The following is a 14,132-nucleotide window of genomic DNA, read 5'->3' as shown; positions in this document are numbered from 1 at the left end:
CTTATGGCTGCGTCGCGCGTTGCGGTGGGGTGCTGCCATGTCTCTTCTGAAACTCTTTCGCCGGGACCGGCGAGGCAATGTCGCCGTGATCTTCGGGCTGGCGGCGATCCCGGTCGTCGCCGCCACGGGTGTCGCGATCGACTATGGCCGCACGGCGATGGCGCATTCGCACCTCGCCGATACGCTCGACGCCGCCGTGCTCGCCGTCGGCTCCAAGCCCACCATGACGGATGCCGCTGCGACGACACTGGTCAATGACTGGCTGTCGGCCAAGCTGACCGACGACAGCACGATCAAGGACTGGAAGATCGACTCGCTGACGCAGAAGGACGGCAAGGTCACCGTCACCGCCTCGGCGAATGTCCCGACGACGCTCACCAACATCATCGGCGTCGAGAGCATGCCGATCTCGGTGCTGAGCGAGGCGATCCGCAGCGTCAACAAGCTGGAAGTGGCCCTCGTCCTCGACACGACGGATTCGATGAGCGGCACGAAGATCACCGCGCTGAAGACCGCTGCGAAAAGCCTCGTTTCGAAGATCACCGCGGACGCCAAGGCCGACGTGAAGATCGCGGTCGTCCCCTATGGCTCGACGGTGAATGTCGGCCTCGCCAACCGCTCCCAGCCTTGGGTCAGCGTCCCCGCGGACTATTCCTCGACCTCGACTCCGACCTGTACGACGCAGACCACGAAGAAGGTCTGCGACAACACGACGACGACCTATTCCTGCACGAAATACAAGGACGGCGTCCCGTACACCGCTACCTGTTCGACGACGGCGAGCACCAACTGCCGCACCGTCACGCTCGACCCGCCGGTCACCAGCTGTTCGACTGCCACAACCACGAACTACAAGTGGAACGGCTGCGTCGGCTCGCCGAAATACCCGGACAATGTGAAGGATGATAATCCGGCGCGCGTCTATCCGGGTTTCGTGTTCTCTACGACGAGCGGCGACTACAAGCGCTGCCCGACGCAGTTCACGCCATTGACGAGCACGGTCTCGACGGTCAACGCGGCCATCGACGCGATGACCACGAAGGATATCGACCAGACCTTCCTGCCGGCTGGACTTGCCTGGGGCTTCAATGTGATCTCCGCGGCGACGCCGATCACGGATGCGGCGGCTTATGACACCACCGGCCGAAATCTCAATCCGACGAAGGCGATCGTCCTGATGACGGATGGCCTCAACACGTCCAAGGTCGATTCCGCCGGCAAGCATGTCGCGTCCAACAACAGCGATGGCTCTCCCAACTCGACGCAGGGCAACACCTACACAGCCGAGCTCTGCGCCAACATCAAGGCAAAGAACATCGAACTCTATACCGTGGCTTACGCTCTACCGGATACGGTTACGGGTGCAGCCACCGCCAAGGCCATGCTGCAGGCCTGCGCGACAAGTGCCAACAACTACTTCGACGCCCAGGACGCAACCGCGCTGCTCGCCGCCTTTGGCCAGATCGCGGAGGACATGAACAATCTGCGCCTCACCCGATAGGAGCTGCGCGCGGCGAGCCAGCAAGAGCTCTTGGGCTCAACGCCGGCGGATCAGCGCGATCACCGGCGCGAGGCCGACGAGCACGATCATGAGGGCGGCCATGGCGCCGTCCTCATGCGTTCCGCGCGCCGCCTCGCCATAGAGGCTGGTCGCCAGCGTCTCGAAATCGAGCGGTCGCAGCAGCAGCGTCGCCGGCAGTTCCTTCATCGCATCGACGAAGACGAGGATCGCCGCCGAGGCGAGGGGCGGGGCGAGCAGCGGCAGATGGATGTCGCGGGCGATGCGCCGCCGGCTGGCGCCGAGGCTCTGCGCGGCCCCGTCGATCGAGCGGCTGATCCGCTCGAGACCGGCGTCGAGCGTACGGGCGCTGATCGTGAGGAAACGCAGCGACAGCGCGAGCAGCAGCGCCGCGCCGGAGCCGATCAGCACGAGGCCGATCGCCTCGCCCGTCATCGCCCGAACGAGATCTGCAATCCGGTTGTCGAGCGCCGCCACGGGCACCAGCAGCCCGACCGCCAGCACCGTGCCCGGCATGGCATAGCCGAGCCCGGCGACGCCGGCGAGCGGCGCCACGGCCGGGTTGCGCGCGCCGCGCACGGCGATCGCCAGCGCGAGCCCGGCCGCGACCGTGATCGCGGCGGTGAGGCCGGCGAGCACGACACTGTTGAGGGCGGCGGAAAGAAGCCCGGCCGGAATGCCGCGCTCCATGAAGCGCGACAGAGCCGCGCCGGCGAGATAGCTGCCTGGAACGCCGAAGCCGAGGAGGATCGGCAGCGCGCAGGCGCCGAAGGCGAGGCTGCCGCCGAGCGGGCGGAGCCGACGCTCGCTGGTGCGGCGCTGCGTGCGCCCGGACTGGGCGGGGAGATTGCGGCGGGCAAGGCGCCCGAGCGCCATGACCAGCACGACGATCGCCAGCATGGCCAGGGCGATCTGCGAGGCGCCCTCGATGGAGCCGCGCACCGTCCAGGTGGTGTAGACGGCGACCGTCAGCGTGCGGATGCCGAGGAATTCCGAGGCGCCGATATCGTTGAGCGTCTCCAGCATCACGAGCGCGAGGCCGAGCGCCGCCGCCGGCCAGACGGTCGGCAGGCTGACGCCGAAGAAGATGCGCAGCGGACCGGCGCCGAGCGTCCTCGCCGCCTCGCCGAGCGCCGCCGAGCGCATCAGGAGCAGCGCGCGCACGGGGAGATAGACATAAGGATAGAGCACGAGGCCGATGACGAAGATCGCGCCGCCGGCCGAGCGCAATTCCGGAAGCGGCAGGCCGCGCGGGTCGTCGATCCCGAGGAGGGCCCGCAGTATCGTGGGCAGCGGTCCCAGCGGATGGATCACGTCGAGCCAGGCATAGGCCATGACATAGGTCGGCATCGCGAGCGGCAGCAGCAGCGCCCATTCGAAGACCGACCGCCCCGGAAAGCGGCAGCGCGCGACGAGAAAGGCCGTGCCGATGCCGACGAGCGCAGCGACCAGCGCAACGCCGATGAGCAGCGTCGCCGTCGTCAGCGCGGCGCGCGGCAGGACATTGGCGATCAGCGACGGCCAGACCCGGCCGCCCCCGCCGATGGCGAAACTGACGAGCCCCGCGACCGGAAGCAGCGCCAGCCCCGCGACAACGAGGCAGAAGACAAACCCGCGCCGGTCGGTGGCGAGAAGCCTCCGGACCGGCGAGGGTGCAGCATTGAATGCGGCGGGCGGGGCCTCAGCCGTCGAAGCCGACTGCATCGACCAGTTCGCTCGCCTCGACGCGGTGCTTGGCGATATCCGTGAGCGGCAGCGGATCAACCGTCAGCGGGCCGAGCGCGGCGATGATCGGGTCGGCGGCGACGCCCGGCCGGACCGGATATTCGAAATTCGCCTTGGCGTAGATCTCCTGCGCCTTCTCCGATGCGAGGTACTCGAGCAGCTTCACGGCGTTGTCGCGGTTGGGCGCGTTCTTCGCGACCGCTGCACCCGAGATGTTCACATGCGTACCAGCCTTGTCCTTGAAGGTCGGCAGGATCACGCGGATCGCCTCGCCCCAGGCCTTCTGCTCCTCGCCGCCGGCGCCGCTGCGCATCAGCCCGACATAATAGGAATTGCCGATGCCGACATCGCAGAGATTGGCGAGGATGTCGCGCGCCACGTCGCGGTCGCCGCCGCCGGCCTTGCGGGCGAGATTGGCCTTGACGCCTTCCAGCCAGGTGCGCGTCGCGTCGACGCCGTCCTTGGCGATCATCGCGGCGATGAGCGAGGTGTTGTAGGGGTGCTGGCCCGAGCGGATGCAGACCTCGCCCTTGAAGCGCGGATCGGCGAGATCCTCATAGGTCAGCGTCTCGTCGGTGACGCGGTCCTTGGCGGCATAGATGACGCGGGCGCGCATCGAGAGGGCGAACCAGTTGCCGGCCGGATCGCGGAGATTGGCGGGGATCGCCTCGTTGAGCGCGGCCGAATCGACCGGCTGCGTCAGCCCGCGATCGACGAGCTCGATCAGATTGCCGTAGTCGACGACGCTGAGGAGATCGGCGGGAGAGTTGGCGCCCTCGGTTTCGACGCGCTGCGCGAGGCCTTCCTTGACGAACACCACTTTCGCCGCGATGCCGGTATCGGCAGTGAAGCTGTCGAGGAGCGGCTGGATCAGGGCGGGCTCGCGCGTCGTGTAGATGTTCACGGTGCCGTCGGCGAGCGCCGGCGTTGCGAGCGCGAGGCCGAGAAGCGCGGCTCCGATGAAGCGGGTCGTCATGAGGGTCTCCGTCATGGGTGGGCGGAATGGGCCGAGGGACCGTCATGCACGGCCCCAACGCCACGCCCTTTCCCATCCGGACGCTGCCGGCGTCAACCAGAATACCAGCAGAAACAATAACTTGGAGCGATTCCAAGCTGGAGCGATTCCAGCTTCGGCGCTTATGCCTTGTCGGTGCGCCGGAAGTGATGCGAAGGCAGACTTATCAAGCAGGGATCACGATCGCGTGATCCTTTCCTCGATGCTTGGCTTTATCCCTCCCGCCAGTCGCCGACCGCGGCCTGAACGAGCGCCAGCGCGGCCACCGCCGCCGTATCGGCCCTGAGGATTCGCGGGCCGAGCGCGATCGAGCTCACGAAGGGCAGGGATTTGAGCTCGGCCCGCTCCTCCGGGGAGAAGCCGCCCTCGGGCCCGATCAGTACGGCCAGCGGCGAGGGTGGTAGCGCCCTCAGCACCGCGATCGGGTCGGCGCCCGATTCGTCCTCGTCGCAAAAGACGATGCGGCGTCCAGCCTCGGCCTTTTCCCAGTCGGCGAGGCAGGCGGCGAGCGTGACAGGCGCGGCGATGTCGGGAATGGCGAGGATGCCGCACTGTTCCGCGGCTTCGATGGCGTTGGCGCGCAGCCGGTCCTCGTTGAGCCGGGTCACCTGCGTCCGCCGCGTGATGACGGGCCGCAGCCGCGCCGCGCCCATCTCCACGGCCTTCTGCACCATGTAGTCGAGCCGCGCCTGCTTCAGCGGCGCAAAGAGGTAGTCGAGCGTGCCGGCCGCGGTTTGCGCCCGCGTCTCGCTTTCGACGAGGAGGCTGGCGCGCTTGCGGTCGCCGGCGAGGCGGGCGAGCCACTCGCCGTCGCGCCCGTTGAACACGAGCACCGGCGCGCCGGCCGTCATGCGCAGCACGTTGACGAGATAGTTGGCCTGGTCGCGGTCGAGCGCGATGCCGGCGCCGGCGGCGAGAGGGGCGTCGAGGAACAGCCTCTGGGTCGTGAAGTCATAGCGGGACATGGCCGAGGGATAGTCGCCGTCGCGCCCGCCGGCAAGCGCGCGCGGCGGTGGGCAAGCATGCGCAGCGTTCGGCAGGCACGCTCCGGCTTGACCCGCCGCGTTCCGCGCGGCAACCAGAGGCGAGCAAGCAGGGAGCGGAGCGCCTATGGCCGAGCCTCAGTCCAACGTCGCCGAATTCTCCGTCTCCGAAATCTCGGCCGCCCTGAAGCGCACCGTCGAGGAGACATTCGGCCATGTGCGTGTGCGCGGCGAGATCTCCGGCTATCGCGGGCCGCATTCATCGGGCCACGCCTATTTCGCGCTGAAGGACGAGCGCGCCCGCCTCGAGGCCGTCATCTGGCGGACGACCTTCGCGCGGCTCCGCTTCCGCCCCGAGGAGGGGATGGAGGTGATCGCCATCGGCAAGCTCACCACCTTCCCGGGTTCGTCGAAATACCAGATCGTCATCGAGGCTCTGGAGCCGGCCGGCATCGGGGCGCTGATGGCGCTGCTCGACGAGCGCCGCCGCCGCCTCGCCGCCGAGGGCCTCTTCGACGAGGCGCGCAAGCGGCCGATTCCCTATCTCCCGCGCGTCATCGGTGTCGTGACCTCGCCGACCGGCGCCGTCATCCGCGACATCCTGCATCGTCTGTCGGACCGTTTTCCCGTCCGTGTGCTCGTCTGGCCGGTGCGGGTGCAGGGCGAGACCTCGGCTGCCGAGGTCGCCGCCGCCATCGCCGGCTTCAACGCGCTCCCTGCCGGCGGCCCGATTCCGCGGCCTGACGTGCTCATCGTCGCGCGCGGCGGCGGTAGCCTCGAAGACCTCTGGGGCTTCAATGAGGAGGCCGTAGTGCGCGCCGCGGCGGCCTCCGATATCCCGCTCATTTCGGCGGTCGGCCACGAGACCGACACCACGCTGATCGATTTCGCGGCCGATCTGCGCGCACCGACGCCGACCGGCGCGGCCGAGATGGCCGTGCCGGTGCGGGCCGATCTCGTCGCGGCTGTGGGAACGCTCGGCGCGCGCCTCGAGGGCGCCGCCTTTCGCCAGATCGAGACCAGGCGGCGCGAGCTGCGCACCGCGACGCGCGGCCTGCCGCGGCTCGACGATCTCCTCGCCGTGCCGCGCCGCAGCTTCGACGAGCTGGCGGCGCGGCTTTCCCGCTCGCTCCACGCCAACACGCTCGCCCACCGGGCCCGGCTCGGCCGTTCCGCGGCGCAGCTGACGCCGACGACACTGGCGCGACGACTGGAGCGTGCTGCCGACCGCCTCGCGTCGCTGGCGCAGAGGCAGGGACGGGCGCTGGAAACCCATGCCGAACGCAAGCGTGCGCTTTATCTGCGCAGCGCCGGCCGTCTCCGCATCGAGCCGATCGCCGAGCGGATCGGGCGCGGCCGCGACCGCCTCGCGGAGATCGACGGCCGCACGGGGCGCGCCTTCGTCCGCGTCGTCGAGCGGCAGCGCGACCGGCTCGACCGCGCCTGGCGCCTCGCCGAGACGCTCTCCTATCGCAGCGTGCTGGCGCGCGGCTTCGCGCTCGTGACCGACGAGGCCGGCGCGCCGATCCGCTCGGCCTCCGCGGTGTCCCCGGGCGACGCGTTGGCCATCGCCTTCCACGACGGCAAGGTCGAGGCGACGGCCTCGGGCGCGCCGGGGCGCCCGAGGCCGAAGGGCAAGGCGGCGAAGCCGGCGGGGCAGGGGAGCCTGTTCTAGTCGGCCGGGCGGGACACCGGCAGCTTCCAGATCTCCGCGTCGATCATGCCGTCGAGCTCCGGATAGGCGGCCGGGTCGAAGACGGGCGAGCCGCTGCGGTTCTGCGTGAAGTAGTCCCGCGTCAGCTTCACGACGAGCGGCGAGAGCAGGCAGATCGCGACGAGGTTGATCGACGCCATCAGCCCCATCGAGGCGTCCGCCGCATTGAAGACGGTCGCCGCGCTCTCGTAGGAACCCCAGATCACCATGGCGAGGAGGCCGAGGCGGGCGATGGTCAGTCCGGCGCGGTTGTCGAGGCCGAGATAGACGAGGGCGTTCTCGGCATAGGAATAGTTGCCGAGTACCGAGGTCCAGGCGAAGAAGAAGATGGCCACCGCGATGAAGGTGTGCCCGGCCGCGCCGATCTCGGCGGTCAGCGCAGCCTGCGTCAGCGGCGTTCCCGTGAGGGCGCCACCGGGGACGAGCGCGCCCGACAGCAGGATCATGATGCCGGTCGCCGTGCAGATGAGGATCGTGTCAATGAAGACGCCGAGCGCCTGCACCATGCCCTGCGAGGAAGGATGGTGCGGGTTGGGCGTCGCGGCCGCGGCGATGTTCGGCGCCGAGCCCATGCCCGCCTCGTTGGAAAAGAGGCCGCGCTTGACGCCGTTCAGCATGGCGCCGGCAATGCCGCCGGCCGCCTGATCGAGGCCGAACGCGCTCTTGAAGATCAGCATGAACGCGGCGGGCACTTCGGTGATGTTGGCGATGATCACATAGGCGGCGACGCCGAGATAGGCGACGGCCATGAACGGCACGACATATTCCGCCCACCGGGCGATCGCCTTGATACCGCCGAAGATGACGACGGCGGACAGCAGCGCGACCGCGGCGCCGACGCCGAGCTTCGGAACGCCGAACGCTCCGTTCATCGCCTCGGCGATGGAATTGGCCTGCACCGCGTTGAAGACGAATCCGAACACGAGCAGCAGGCAGACCGCGAAGATGACGGCGGCCCAGGGCGCGTTCAGGCCGCGCGCGATGTAGAAGGCCGGGCCGCCGCGGAATTCGCCGGTCTGGCCGCGCACCTTGAAGAGCTGCGCGAGCGTGCTCTCAGCATAGGCCGTCGCCATGCCGAGCGCGGCGACGATCCACATCCAGAACAGCGCGCCGGGGCCGCCGAGCGTCATGGCGACGGCGACACCGGCAAGGTTGCCCGTGCCAACGCGCGAGGCGAGGCTCGTGCAGAGCGCCTGGAACGGCGTGATCCCGGACGCGTCCGTCTCGGGTGCGCGCGTCACCACCCTGATGAATTCGGGGAAATGCCGGATCTGCAGGAAGCCGAGGCGGAAGGTGAAATAGACGCCCACCGCCAGCAGGCCGTAGATCAGGACATAGCCCCAGAAGATCGTGTTCAGAAAGTCGATGATGGCCGACATGGCCGCGCCCCGTTTTGCCTTGCCGCGAGCCCCCTCGCCGCGGCGGAAATCCCCACCCGGTGACGACTGTGCACGATGCGCGAGAGCGGCGCATCCGATTTGCCGGCGCAATCCACGGCGGCGGGGAGCGATCGGACGACGGCGTTCGCTAGGTGGCCGCCCTCAACCCGCTGATCGTCGCGGTCGGTGAGATCGCCTCGGGATCGCTCTTCACATGCAGGATCGACGGCAGCCCGCTCGCGGCTGCGCGGGCGAAGGCGGCCGCGAAATCTTCCGTGCGCTCCACCGTCTCGCCATGCCCGCCATAAGCGCTGGCGAGCGCGGCGAAATCGGGGTTCTTCAGCGCCGTGGCCGAGACGCGGCCGGGATAGGCGCGCTCCTGATGGGCGCGGATCGTGCCGTACATGCCGTTGTCGACGACGATCGCGATCACGGCCGCACCTTCCTGCGCCGCGCTGGCGAACTCCTGCCCCGTCATCTGGAAGCAGCCGTCGCCGGCGAGTGCCACGACCATGCGCTCCGGATGGCGCAGCTTCGCTGCGATCGCCGCCGGAAGGCCGTAGCCCATCGAGCCCGAGGTCGGCGCGAGCTGCGTGCCGGGGCCGCGGAAGCGGAAATAGCGGTGCAGCCAGCCGGCATAGTTGCCGGCGCCGTTGCTGACGATGGCATCCTCCGGCAGCGCCGCGCGCAGCGCGCGGATCATGGCGCCGATCTCGACGCCGGCCACGGCCCGCGGCGCCGGGTCGGACCAGGCCCGATAGGCGGCGTTGGCGGCACGCGTTTCCTCGCCCCAGCGGATCGCAACCGGCGGATGCACGACTTCGAGCTGCGCCGCGAAACCGTTCGGCGTCGCGTTGATGGCGAGCGTCGGCCGGTAGACGCGGCCGAGTTCTTCGGCGCTCGCATGGACATGGACCAGCTTCTGCTTCGGCTCGGGCGACTCGATCAGCGTGTAGCCCGAAGACGGCACCTCGCTCATGCGCCCGCCGACGAGCAGCAGGAGGTCGGCATTGCGGATGCGGGCCGCGAGCGCCGGATTGATGCCGAGCCCGATATCGCCGGCATAGTTCGGATGCTCGTGGTCGAAGAGGCCCTGCCGGCGGAACGAGACGCCGACCGGCAGGTCGAAGCGCTCGGCGAAACGGCGCAGCGAGCCGACGGCCTTGTCGCTCCAGCGCGATCCGCCGGCGATGACGAAGGGACGCTCGGCCGCCCACAGCAGCTTCTGCAATTGCGCCGTCTGCGTCAGGCCCGGATAGGTCTCGACCGGCTCGAAGGCAGGCGGCAGCGTCGCGGCGGCCTGTTCGCGAAGCATGTCCTCGGGCAGCGCCAGCACGACCGGGCCCGGCCGGCCGGACGTCGCGACATGGAAGGCGCGCGACAGCAGTTCGGGAATGCGGTCGGCGCTGTCGATCTCGACCACCCATTTGGCGACCTCGCCGAACATGCGCCGGTAGTCGATCTCTTGGAACGCCTCGCGCTCCCGGTGGCCGCGCGCGATCTGGCCGACGAGCAGGATCATCGGCGTCGAATCCTGCCGCGCAATATGGAGGCCGGCGGCGGCGTTGGTCGCGCCCGGCCCGCGCGTGACGATGGCGATGCCCGGCCGGCCGGTCAGCTTGCCGTCTGCTTCGGCCATGATCGCCGCGCCGCCCTCGTGGCGGGCATTGACGATGTCGATGGCGCTGTCGGCGAGCGCGTCGAGAACGGCGAGGAAGCTCTCGCCCGGCACGGTGAAGACCCGGTCGACGCCGTTCGCGGCCAGCATGTCGACGATGAGCTGGCCGCCGGTGCGCGGCGTTGCGGGCGAGGTCAAGGGGAGGCACTCCGGTGGCGGGACGTCGCCGGAGAACTTAGCGAACTCCGCGAGCGCCCGGCAAGCGCCGGCCCTGTTCGCGCCCCGATCCCGCGCCTAGCATGGGGCGAATCCCGAGGAGACGCCCCCTTGCGCGCTGGTCCGCTCCGTTCCGTCCTCGCCGCCCTTGCGCTGTCGGCAGCCCCCCTTGCTGCCTTCGCGGCCGGGGAGGGCGGCCCTCCCTTTCCGACGACGGAATTCGCGCCGGGCGAGCGCGCCGCGACGCTGTCCGATTCCGGCCTGTCGCTGCGGCTTTCCTATGAGCGGCGGCCGAATCTCGACCTTGACCGCGATGTGCCGGTGCTCACGATCTCCCGCGGCGCCACGATGCTGCTCGAGACCATCGGCGTCCCGTCCGGTATGGACGCCCCGGCGGCGAGCGCCTCCATCGCCGAGATCGATCCCTATCGCCTCGGCAAGGAGGTCTATTTCTCCTCCTATTCCGGCGGCGCTCATTGCTGCACGCGGGTCGTGGTCGCCGAAGAGGGGCCGAAAGGCTGGACGGCGATCGCGGTCGGCAATTTCGACGGCGACGGCGACTATCTCAAGGATGTCGACGGCGACGGGGTGGCCGAGATCGCGACGCTCGACGACGCCTTCCTCTATGCCTTCGACTGCTATGCCTGCAGCGCCGCGCCGCTCGTCATCCATGCCGTGCGCGACGGCAAGGTGGTCGATGTCAGCGCCGAGCCGCGCTTCCGCGTCGCCCACCGCGACTGGCTGAACGAACTGGAGGATGGCGGCGATCCGGAGACGCGCTGGTCCTCCCCCGGCTTCCTCGCCGGCTGGGTGGCGCAGAGCATCCGCGCCGGTACGGGCGCCGCCGCCTATCAGGCGCTCCTCGATCATTGGGACTACGCCGCCGATGCGGGCGAAGAAGCCTGCCTCAGCGGCGACGACCTCGACCGCTGCCCGAAAGCCGATCTCCGCGTCCTCAAATTCCCCGACCGGCTGAAGCTGTTCCTCGCCCGGCACGGCTACCCGGTTTGAGTGCCGCCGTCTTCCAATGACCCCCTCTCCATCTCTTTCCCGCTGCGCGGGAGAGAGGGCAGTTCGCGGGCTGCATCGACGGCGCCACGATCCGGATAGAAAAAGGCCTGGAAGCCCGTTGCGGCCGCGTCCCCTCTCTCGCGCAGGGGGGAGGGCCAGGGAGGGGGGTCTAGTGTGCGGGGGGATCAAGTGACGCTGTGCGAAGCCCCCGGGCCCTTCCATGAAATCGTCATCGCAGTGACGGAACGGCGCCGCTCCTGCGTATCAGCCGTCGGCGGGTCTATGGCGCGGCGAAAGCGGCGCCCGAACTGGAGGATGTGACGTGACGCTCTCGAGACGATCCCTGCTGCGCGGGCTGTTCGCCGCCGCTCTCGCGGCGCCGGCGGCGAGCCTCGTGCTTCCGGAGGAGGCGGAGGCGCAATGGGGGCCGCCACCCGGCCGCATGTATGCCCCGCCGCCGATGCGGCGCGAGCCCCTGCCGCCACCGCGCCGCGGCTGGGTGTGGAACCCGGGTCACTGGACCTGGAGCCGTGGCCGCTATGTCTGGGTCTCGGGCCGCTGGGTGCGCGGGCGCCCTGGCTGGCGCTGGCGCCCGGCGCGTTGGGTCTGGCGCGGCGGCCGCTGGGTCTATGTGCCCGGCGCCTGGGTCCGCTGACGGCAGAAGAAGAGGTGGGCGGCGCTCAGGCGCCGTCCACGACCTGGAAGCCGGCCCAGAACGGGTCGCGATCATCGACGAAGATCGTGTTGTAGCCGGTCACCCGCGCCCAGCCCTCGATGGTGGGGATGATCGCAGGCTTGCCGCCGACCGTCGTGGTGCCGGCAACGCGGCCGGTGAAGGTCGAGCCGATGATGCTCTCATGCACGAAGGCCTCGCCCTCCTGGAGGCGGCCGGTGGCGAAGAGCTGCGCGAGCCGCGCCGAGGTGCCGGTGCCGCAGGGCGAGCGGTCGATCGCCTTGTCGCCGTAGAAGACGGCGTTGCGGGCCGAGGAGCCCTCGTTCTTCGGCTTGCCGGTCCACAGTACATGCGTCAGCCGGTTCAGCGCCGGATTCTCGGGATGCACGATCGAATGGCGCGCGTTGAACGCGGCGCGCAGCTTCGGCGAGAGCCGTACGATGTCCGAGGGCTCGAGATCGGAGAGGTCGGCGTAGTTCGGCTGGCTCTCGACGATCGCATAGAAATTGCCGCCATAGGCGACATCGACGGTGAGCGTGCCGATGCCATCGACCTCGACCTCGTAGCCGCGCCCGAGCAGGAAGGACGGAACGTTGGTGAGCGTGACGCTCTCCACATAGGGGCCGTTCTGGACATAGCGGGCCTCGACGAGCCCGGCCGGCGTCTCGAGCCGAAGCAGGCCCGGCGTCTTCGGCGTCACGAGGCCGTGCTCGATGATGGTGGTCACGGTGCCGATCGTCCCGTGGCCGCACATCGGCAGGCAGCCCGAGGTCTCGATGAACAGGATCGCCGTGTCATAGGCGTCGGACGAGGGCGGATAGAGGATCGAGCCGGACATCATGTCGTGGCCGCGCGGCTCGAAGCAGAGGCTCTTCCGGATCCAGTCGAACTCGGCGAGGAAATGCTGCCTTTTCTCGAACATGGTCGCGCCATGGAGGACCGGGATCGAACCGCCCGTCACCACGCGCACCGGATTGCCGCAGGTATGGCCGTCGATGCAGAAGAACGAATGGCGGGCCATGGTCAGAATCTCCTGGCGAAGCGGGTGACGGAATAAGGGGCGGGATCGATCGAAGGCGCGCGGCCGGCGACGAGGTCGGCGACGATTTCCGCGCTGGCAGCCGCCTGCGTCAAGCCGTAATGGCCGTGGCCGAAAGCGTGGATCACACGCGGGTCGCGGGTCGACGTCGAGATCACGGGCAGCGAATCCGGAATCGACGGCCGGAAGCCCATCCAGCGCGTGCCGCCGGAAAGATCGGCATCGGGCAAGAAACGGCGGGCGCGCCCGAGGATGGCATCGACGCGCGCATAGTTCGGCGGTGCCTCCAGCCCGGCGAACTCGACGCTACCGCCGATGCGGTCGCCGCTGTCGAGCGGGGTGGTGACGAAGCCCTGGCCCTCATACATCACCGGGCGCGTGAGGCCGAGCTGGCCCGCCGGAAGCGTGACGTTGTAGCCGCGCTCGGTGTCGAGCGGCACGGCGTCGCCGACGGAGGCGGCGAGGGGCTTCGACCAGGCGCCGGCCGCGATGACCACGCGGTCGTAGAGCGCGAGGCTGTCCATGCCGGTCACGAGGGCCACGGCGCCTTCCTGCGGCTTCACCGCGACGACGTCCATGGCGAGGAGGCGAGCGCCGCGCTCCATTGCGACGTGGCCGAGATCGAGCGTCAGCGCCTTTGGATCGGAGACGTGGCAGCCGCTGCCATAGAGCGCACCCTTGGCCGCCTTCGGGCCGAGCGCCGGCTCGAGTGCGACGAGCGCTTCCCGGTCCAGCCATTCGACGTCGATGCCGAGCGATGCCTGACGCGCGAGGAGAGCCTTGGCCGCGTCGGCCTCGGCAAGGCTCGGCCAGACGGAGAGGATGCCCTTGCGGCGCAGATGCGAAGAAAGCCCCAGCGCGTTGAGCCGCCGCTCCCAGGCCGGGAGTGAGAGGCCGTTCAGCGCGGTGATGGCGCGCGTCGAGGCTTCGATGCGGTCGCCCCGGCTCGCCGCGACGAAGCGTGCCAGGAAGGGCGCGAGCTTTGGCAGATAGGAGGGGCGGATGGAGAGCGGGCCGAGCGGATCGAGCAGCCAGCGCGGCAACTGCCGCCAGACCTTGGGCGAGGCCAGCGGCAAGATATCCATATGCGCGATCCAGCCGGCATTGCCGGCTGAAGCGCCCGCGGCGAGGCCGGAGCGGTCGAGCCAGTCGACCGCGTGACCTTCGTCGAGGAGGGCGTGGACCGTGGCGGCGCCGACGAGGCCGCCGCCGATGACCGCGATGCGCAACGCCGCCGCCG

11 protein-coding genes are annotated in these 14,132 nt (G+C 69.5%); 4 read left to right on the top strand and 7 right to left on the bottom strand.

Annotation, left to right across the window (positions count from 1 at the left end; all coding sequences use genetic code 11):
* Nucleotides 1-37: 37 nt before the first annotated feature.
* Nucleotides 38-1,501 carry a TadE/TadG family type IV pilus assembly protein gene (locus QO015_RS08065; RefSeq protein WP_266280193.1) on the top strand — a complete coding sequence of 488 codons (1,464 nt, stop codon included), beginning with the start codon at nt 38-40 and terminating at the stop codon, nt 1,499-1,501.
* A gap of 36 nt (nt 1,502-1,537) precedes the next feature.
* Here the strand turns inward: QO015_RS08065 and QO015_RS08060 are convergent, their stop codons facing one another.
* The 3 genes from QO015_RS08060 to QO015_RS08050 all read right to left on the bottom strand — a co-directional run bounded on the left by QO015_RS08060 (nt 1,538) and on the right by QO015_RS08050 (nt 5,224).
* Nucleotides 1,538-3,223 (bottom strand): ABC transporter permease, encoded by a 1,686-nt coding sequence (locus QO015_RS08060; protein ID WP_266280194.1) that lies wholly within the window; start codon nt 3,221-3,223, stop codon nt 1,538-1,540.
* Nucleotides 3,201-4,220 (bottom strand): Fe(3+) ABC transporter substrate-binding protein, encoded by a 1,020-nt coding sequence (locus QO015_RS08055; protein ID WP_266280196.1) that lies wholly within the window; start codon nt 4,218-4,220, stop codon nt 3,201-3,203. The genes QO015_RS08060 and QO015_RS08055 overlap by 23 nt, the downstream gene beginning before the upstream one ends.
* Before the next feature lie 251 nt (nt 4,221-4,471).
* A complete protein-coding gene (locus QO015_RS08050; RefSeq protein WP_266280197.1) occupies nt 4,472-5,224 on the bottom strand; it encodes a 16S rRNA (uracil(1498)-N(3))-methyltransferase in 753 nt (250 codons plus the stop codon).
* Between the two features lie 145 nt (nt 5,225-5,369).
* Between QO015_RS08050 and xseA the strand changes: the two genes are divergently transcribed.
* Entirely contained in the window at nt 5,370-6,917 is a 1,548-nt protein-coding gene (gene xseA / locus QO015_RS08045; RefSeq protein WP_266280198.1) for an exodeoxyribonuclease VII large subunit, read from the top strand.
* Here the strand turns inward: xseA and QO015_RS08040 are convergent.
* Nucleotides 6,914-8,335 carry an alanine/glycine:cation symporter family protein gene (locus QO015_RS08040; protein ID WP_266280199.1) on the bottom strand — a complete coding sequence of 474 codons (1,422 nt, stop codon included), beginning with the start codon at nt 8,333-8,335 and terminating at the stop codon, nt 6,914-6,916. The genes xseA and QO015_RS08040 overlap by 4 nt on opposite strands.
* Before the next feature lie 148 nt (nt 8,336-8,483).
* Nucleotides 8,484-10,151 (bottom strand): thiamine pyrophosphate-binding protein, encoded by a 1,668-nt coding sequence (locus tag QO015_RS08035; protein WP_266280201.1) that lies wholly within the window; start codon nt 10,149-10,151, stop codon nt 8,484-8,486.
* Between the two features lie 129 nt (nt 10,152-10,280).
* On the opposite strand from QO015_RS08035, the gene QO015_RS08030 reads away from it, so the two are divergent.
* Together QO015_RS08030 and QO015_RS08025 are read left to right on the top strand one after the other, a co-directional pair.
* On the top strand, nt 10,281-11,180 hold the full coding sequence (locus QO015_RS08030; protein WP_266280203.1) for a hypothetical protein: 900 nt from the start codon (nt 10,281-10,283) through the stop codon (nt 11,178-11,180).
* A 322-nt stretch (nt 11,181-11,502) separates the two neighbouring features.
* Nucleotides 11,503-11,835 (top strand): hypothetical protein, encoded by a 333-nt coding sequence (locus QO015_RS08025; protein ID WP_266280204.1) that lies wholly within the window; start codon nt 11,503-11,505, stop codon nt 11,833-11,835.
* A gap of 25 nt (nt 11,836-11,860) precedes the next feature.
* On the opposite strand, the gene QO015_RS08020 is transcribed toward QO015_RS08025, so the two are convergent.
* Nucleotides 11,861-12,874 (bottom strand): 4-hydroxyproline epimerase, encoded by a 1,014-nt coding sequence (locus tag QO015_RS08020; RefSeq protein WP_266280205.1) that lies wholly within the window; start codon nt 12,872-12,874, stop codon nt 11,861-11,863.
* Between the two features lie 2 nt (nt 12,875-12,876).
* Complete coding sequence (locus tag QO015_RS08015; protein WP_266280206.1) at nt 12,877-14,121, bottom strand: NAD(P)/FAD-dependent oxidoreductase; 1,245 nt, start codon at nt 14,119-14,121, stop codon at nt 12,877-12,879.
* Nucleotides 14,122-14,132 lie beyond the last annotated feature (11 nt).

Source organism: Kaistia geumhonensis, from assembly GCF_030815145.1.
In the GTDB taxonomy this organism is placed as follows: Bacteria; Pseudomonadota; Alphaproteobacteria; order Rhizobiales; family Kaistiaceae; genus Kaistia; species Kaistia geumhonensis.
Note: the sequence above shows the minus strand (reverse complement) of the source record. Positions and strands in the feature narration are given on the sequence as shown.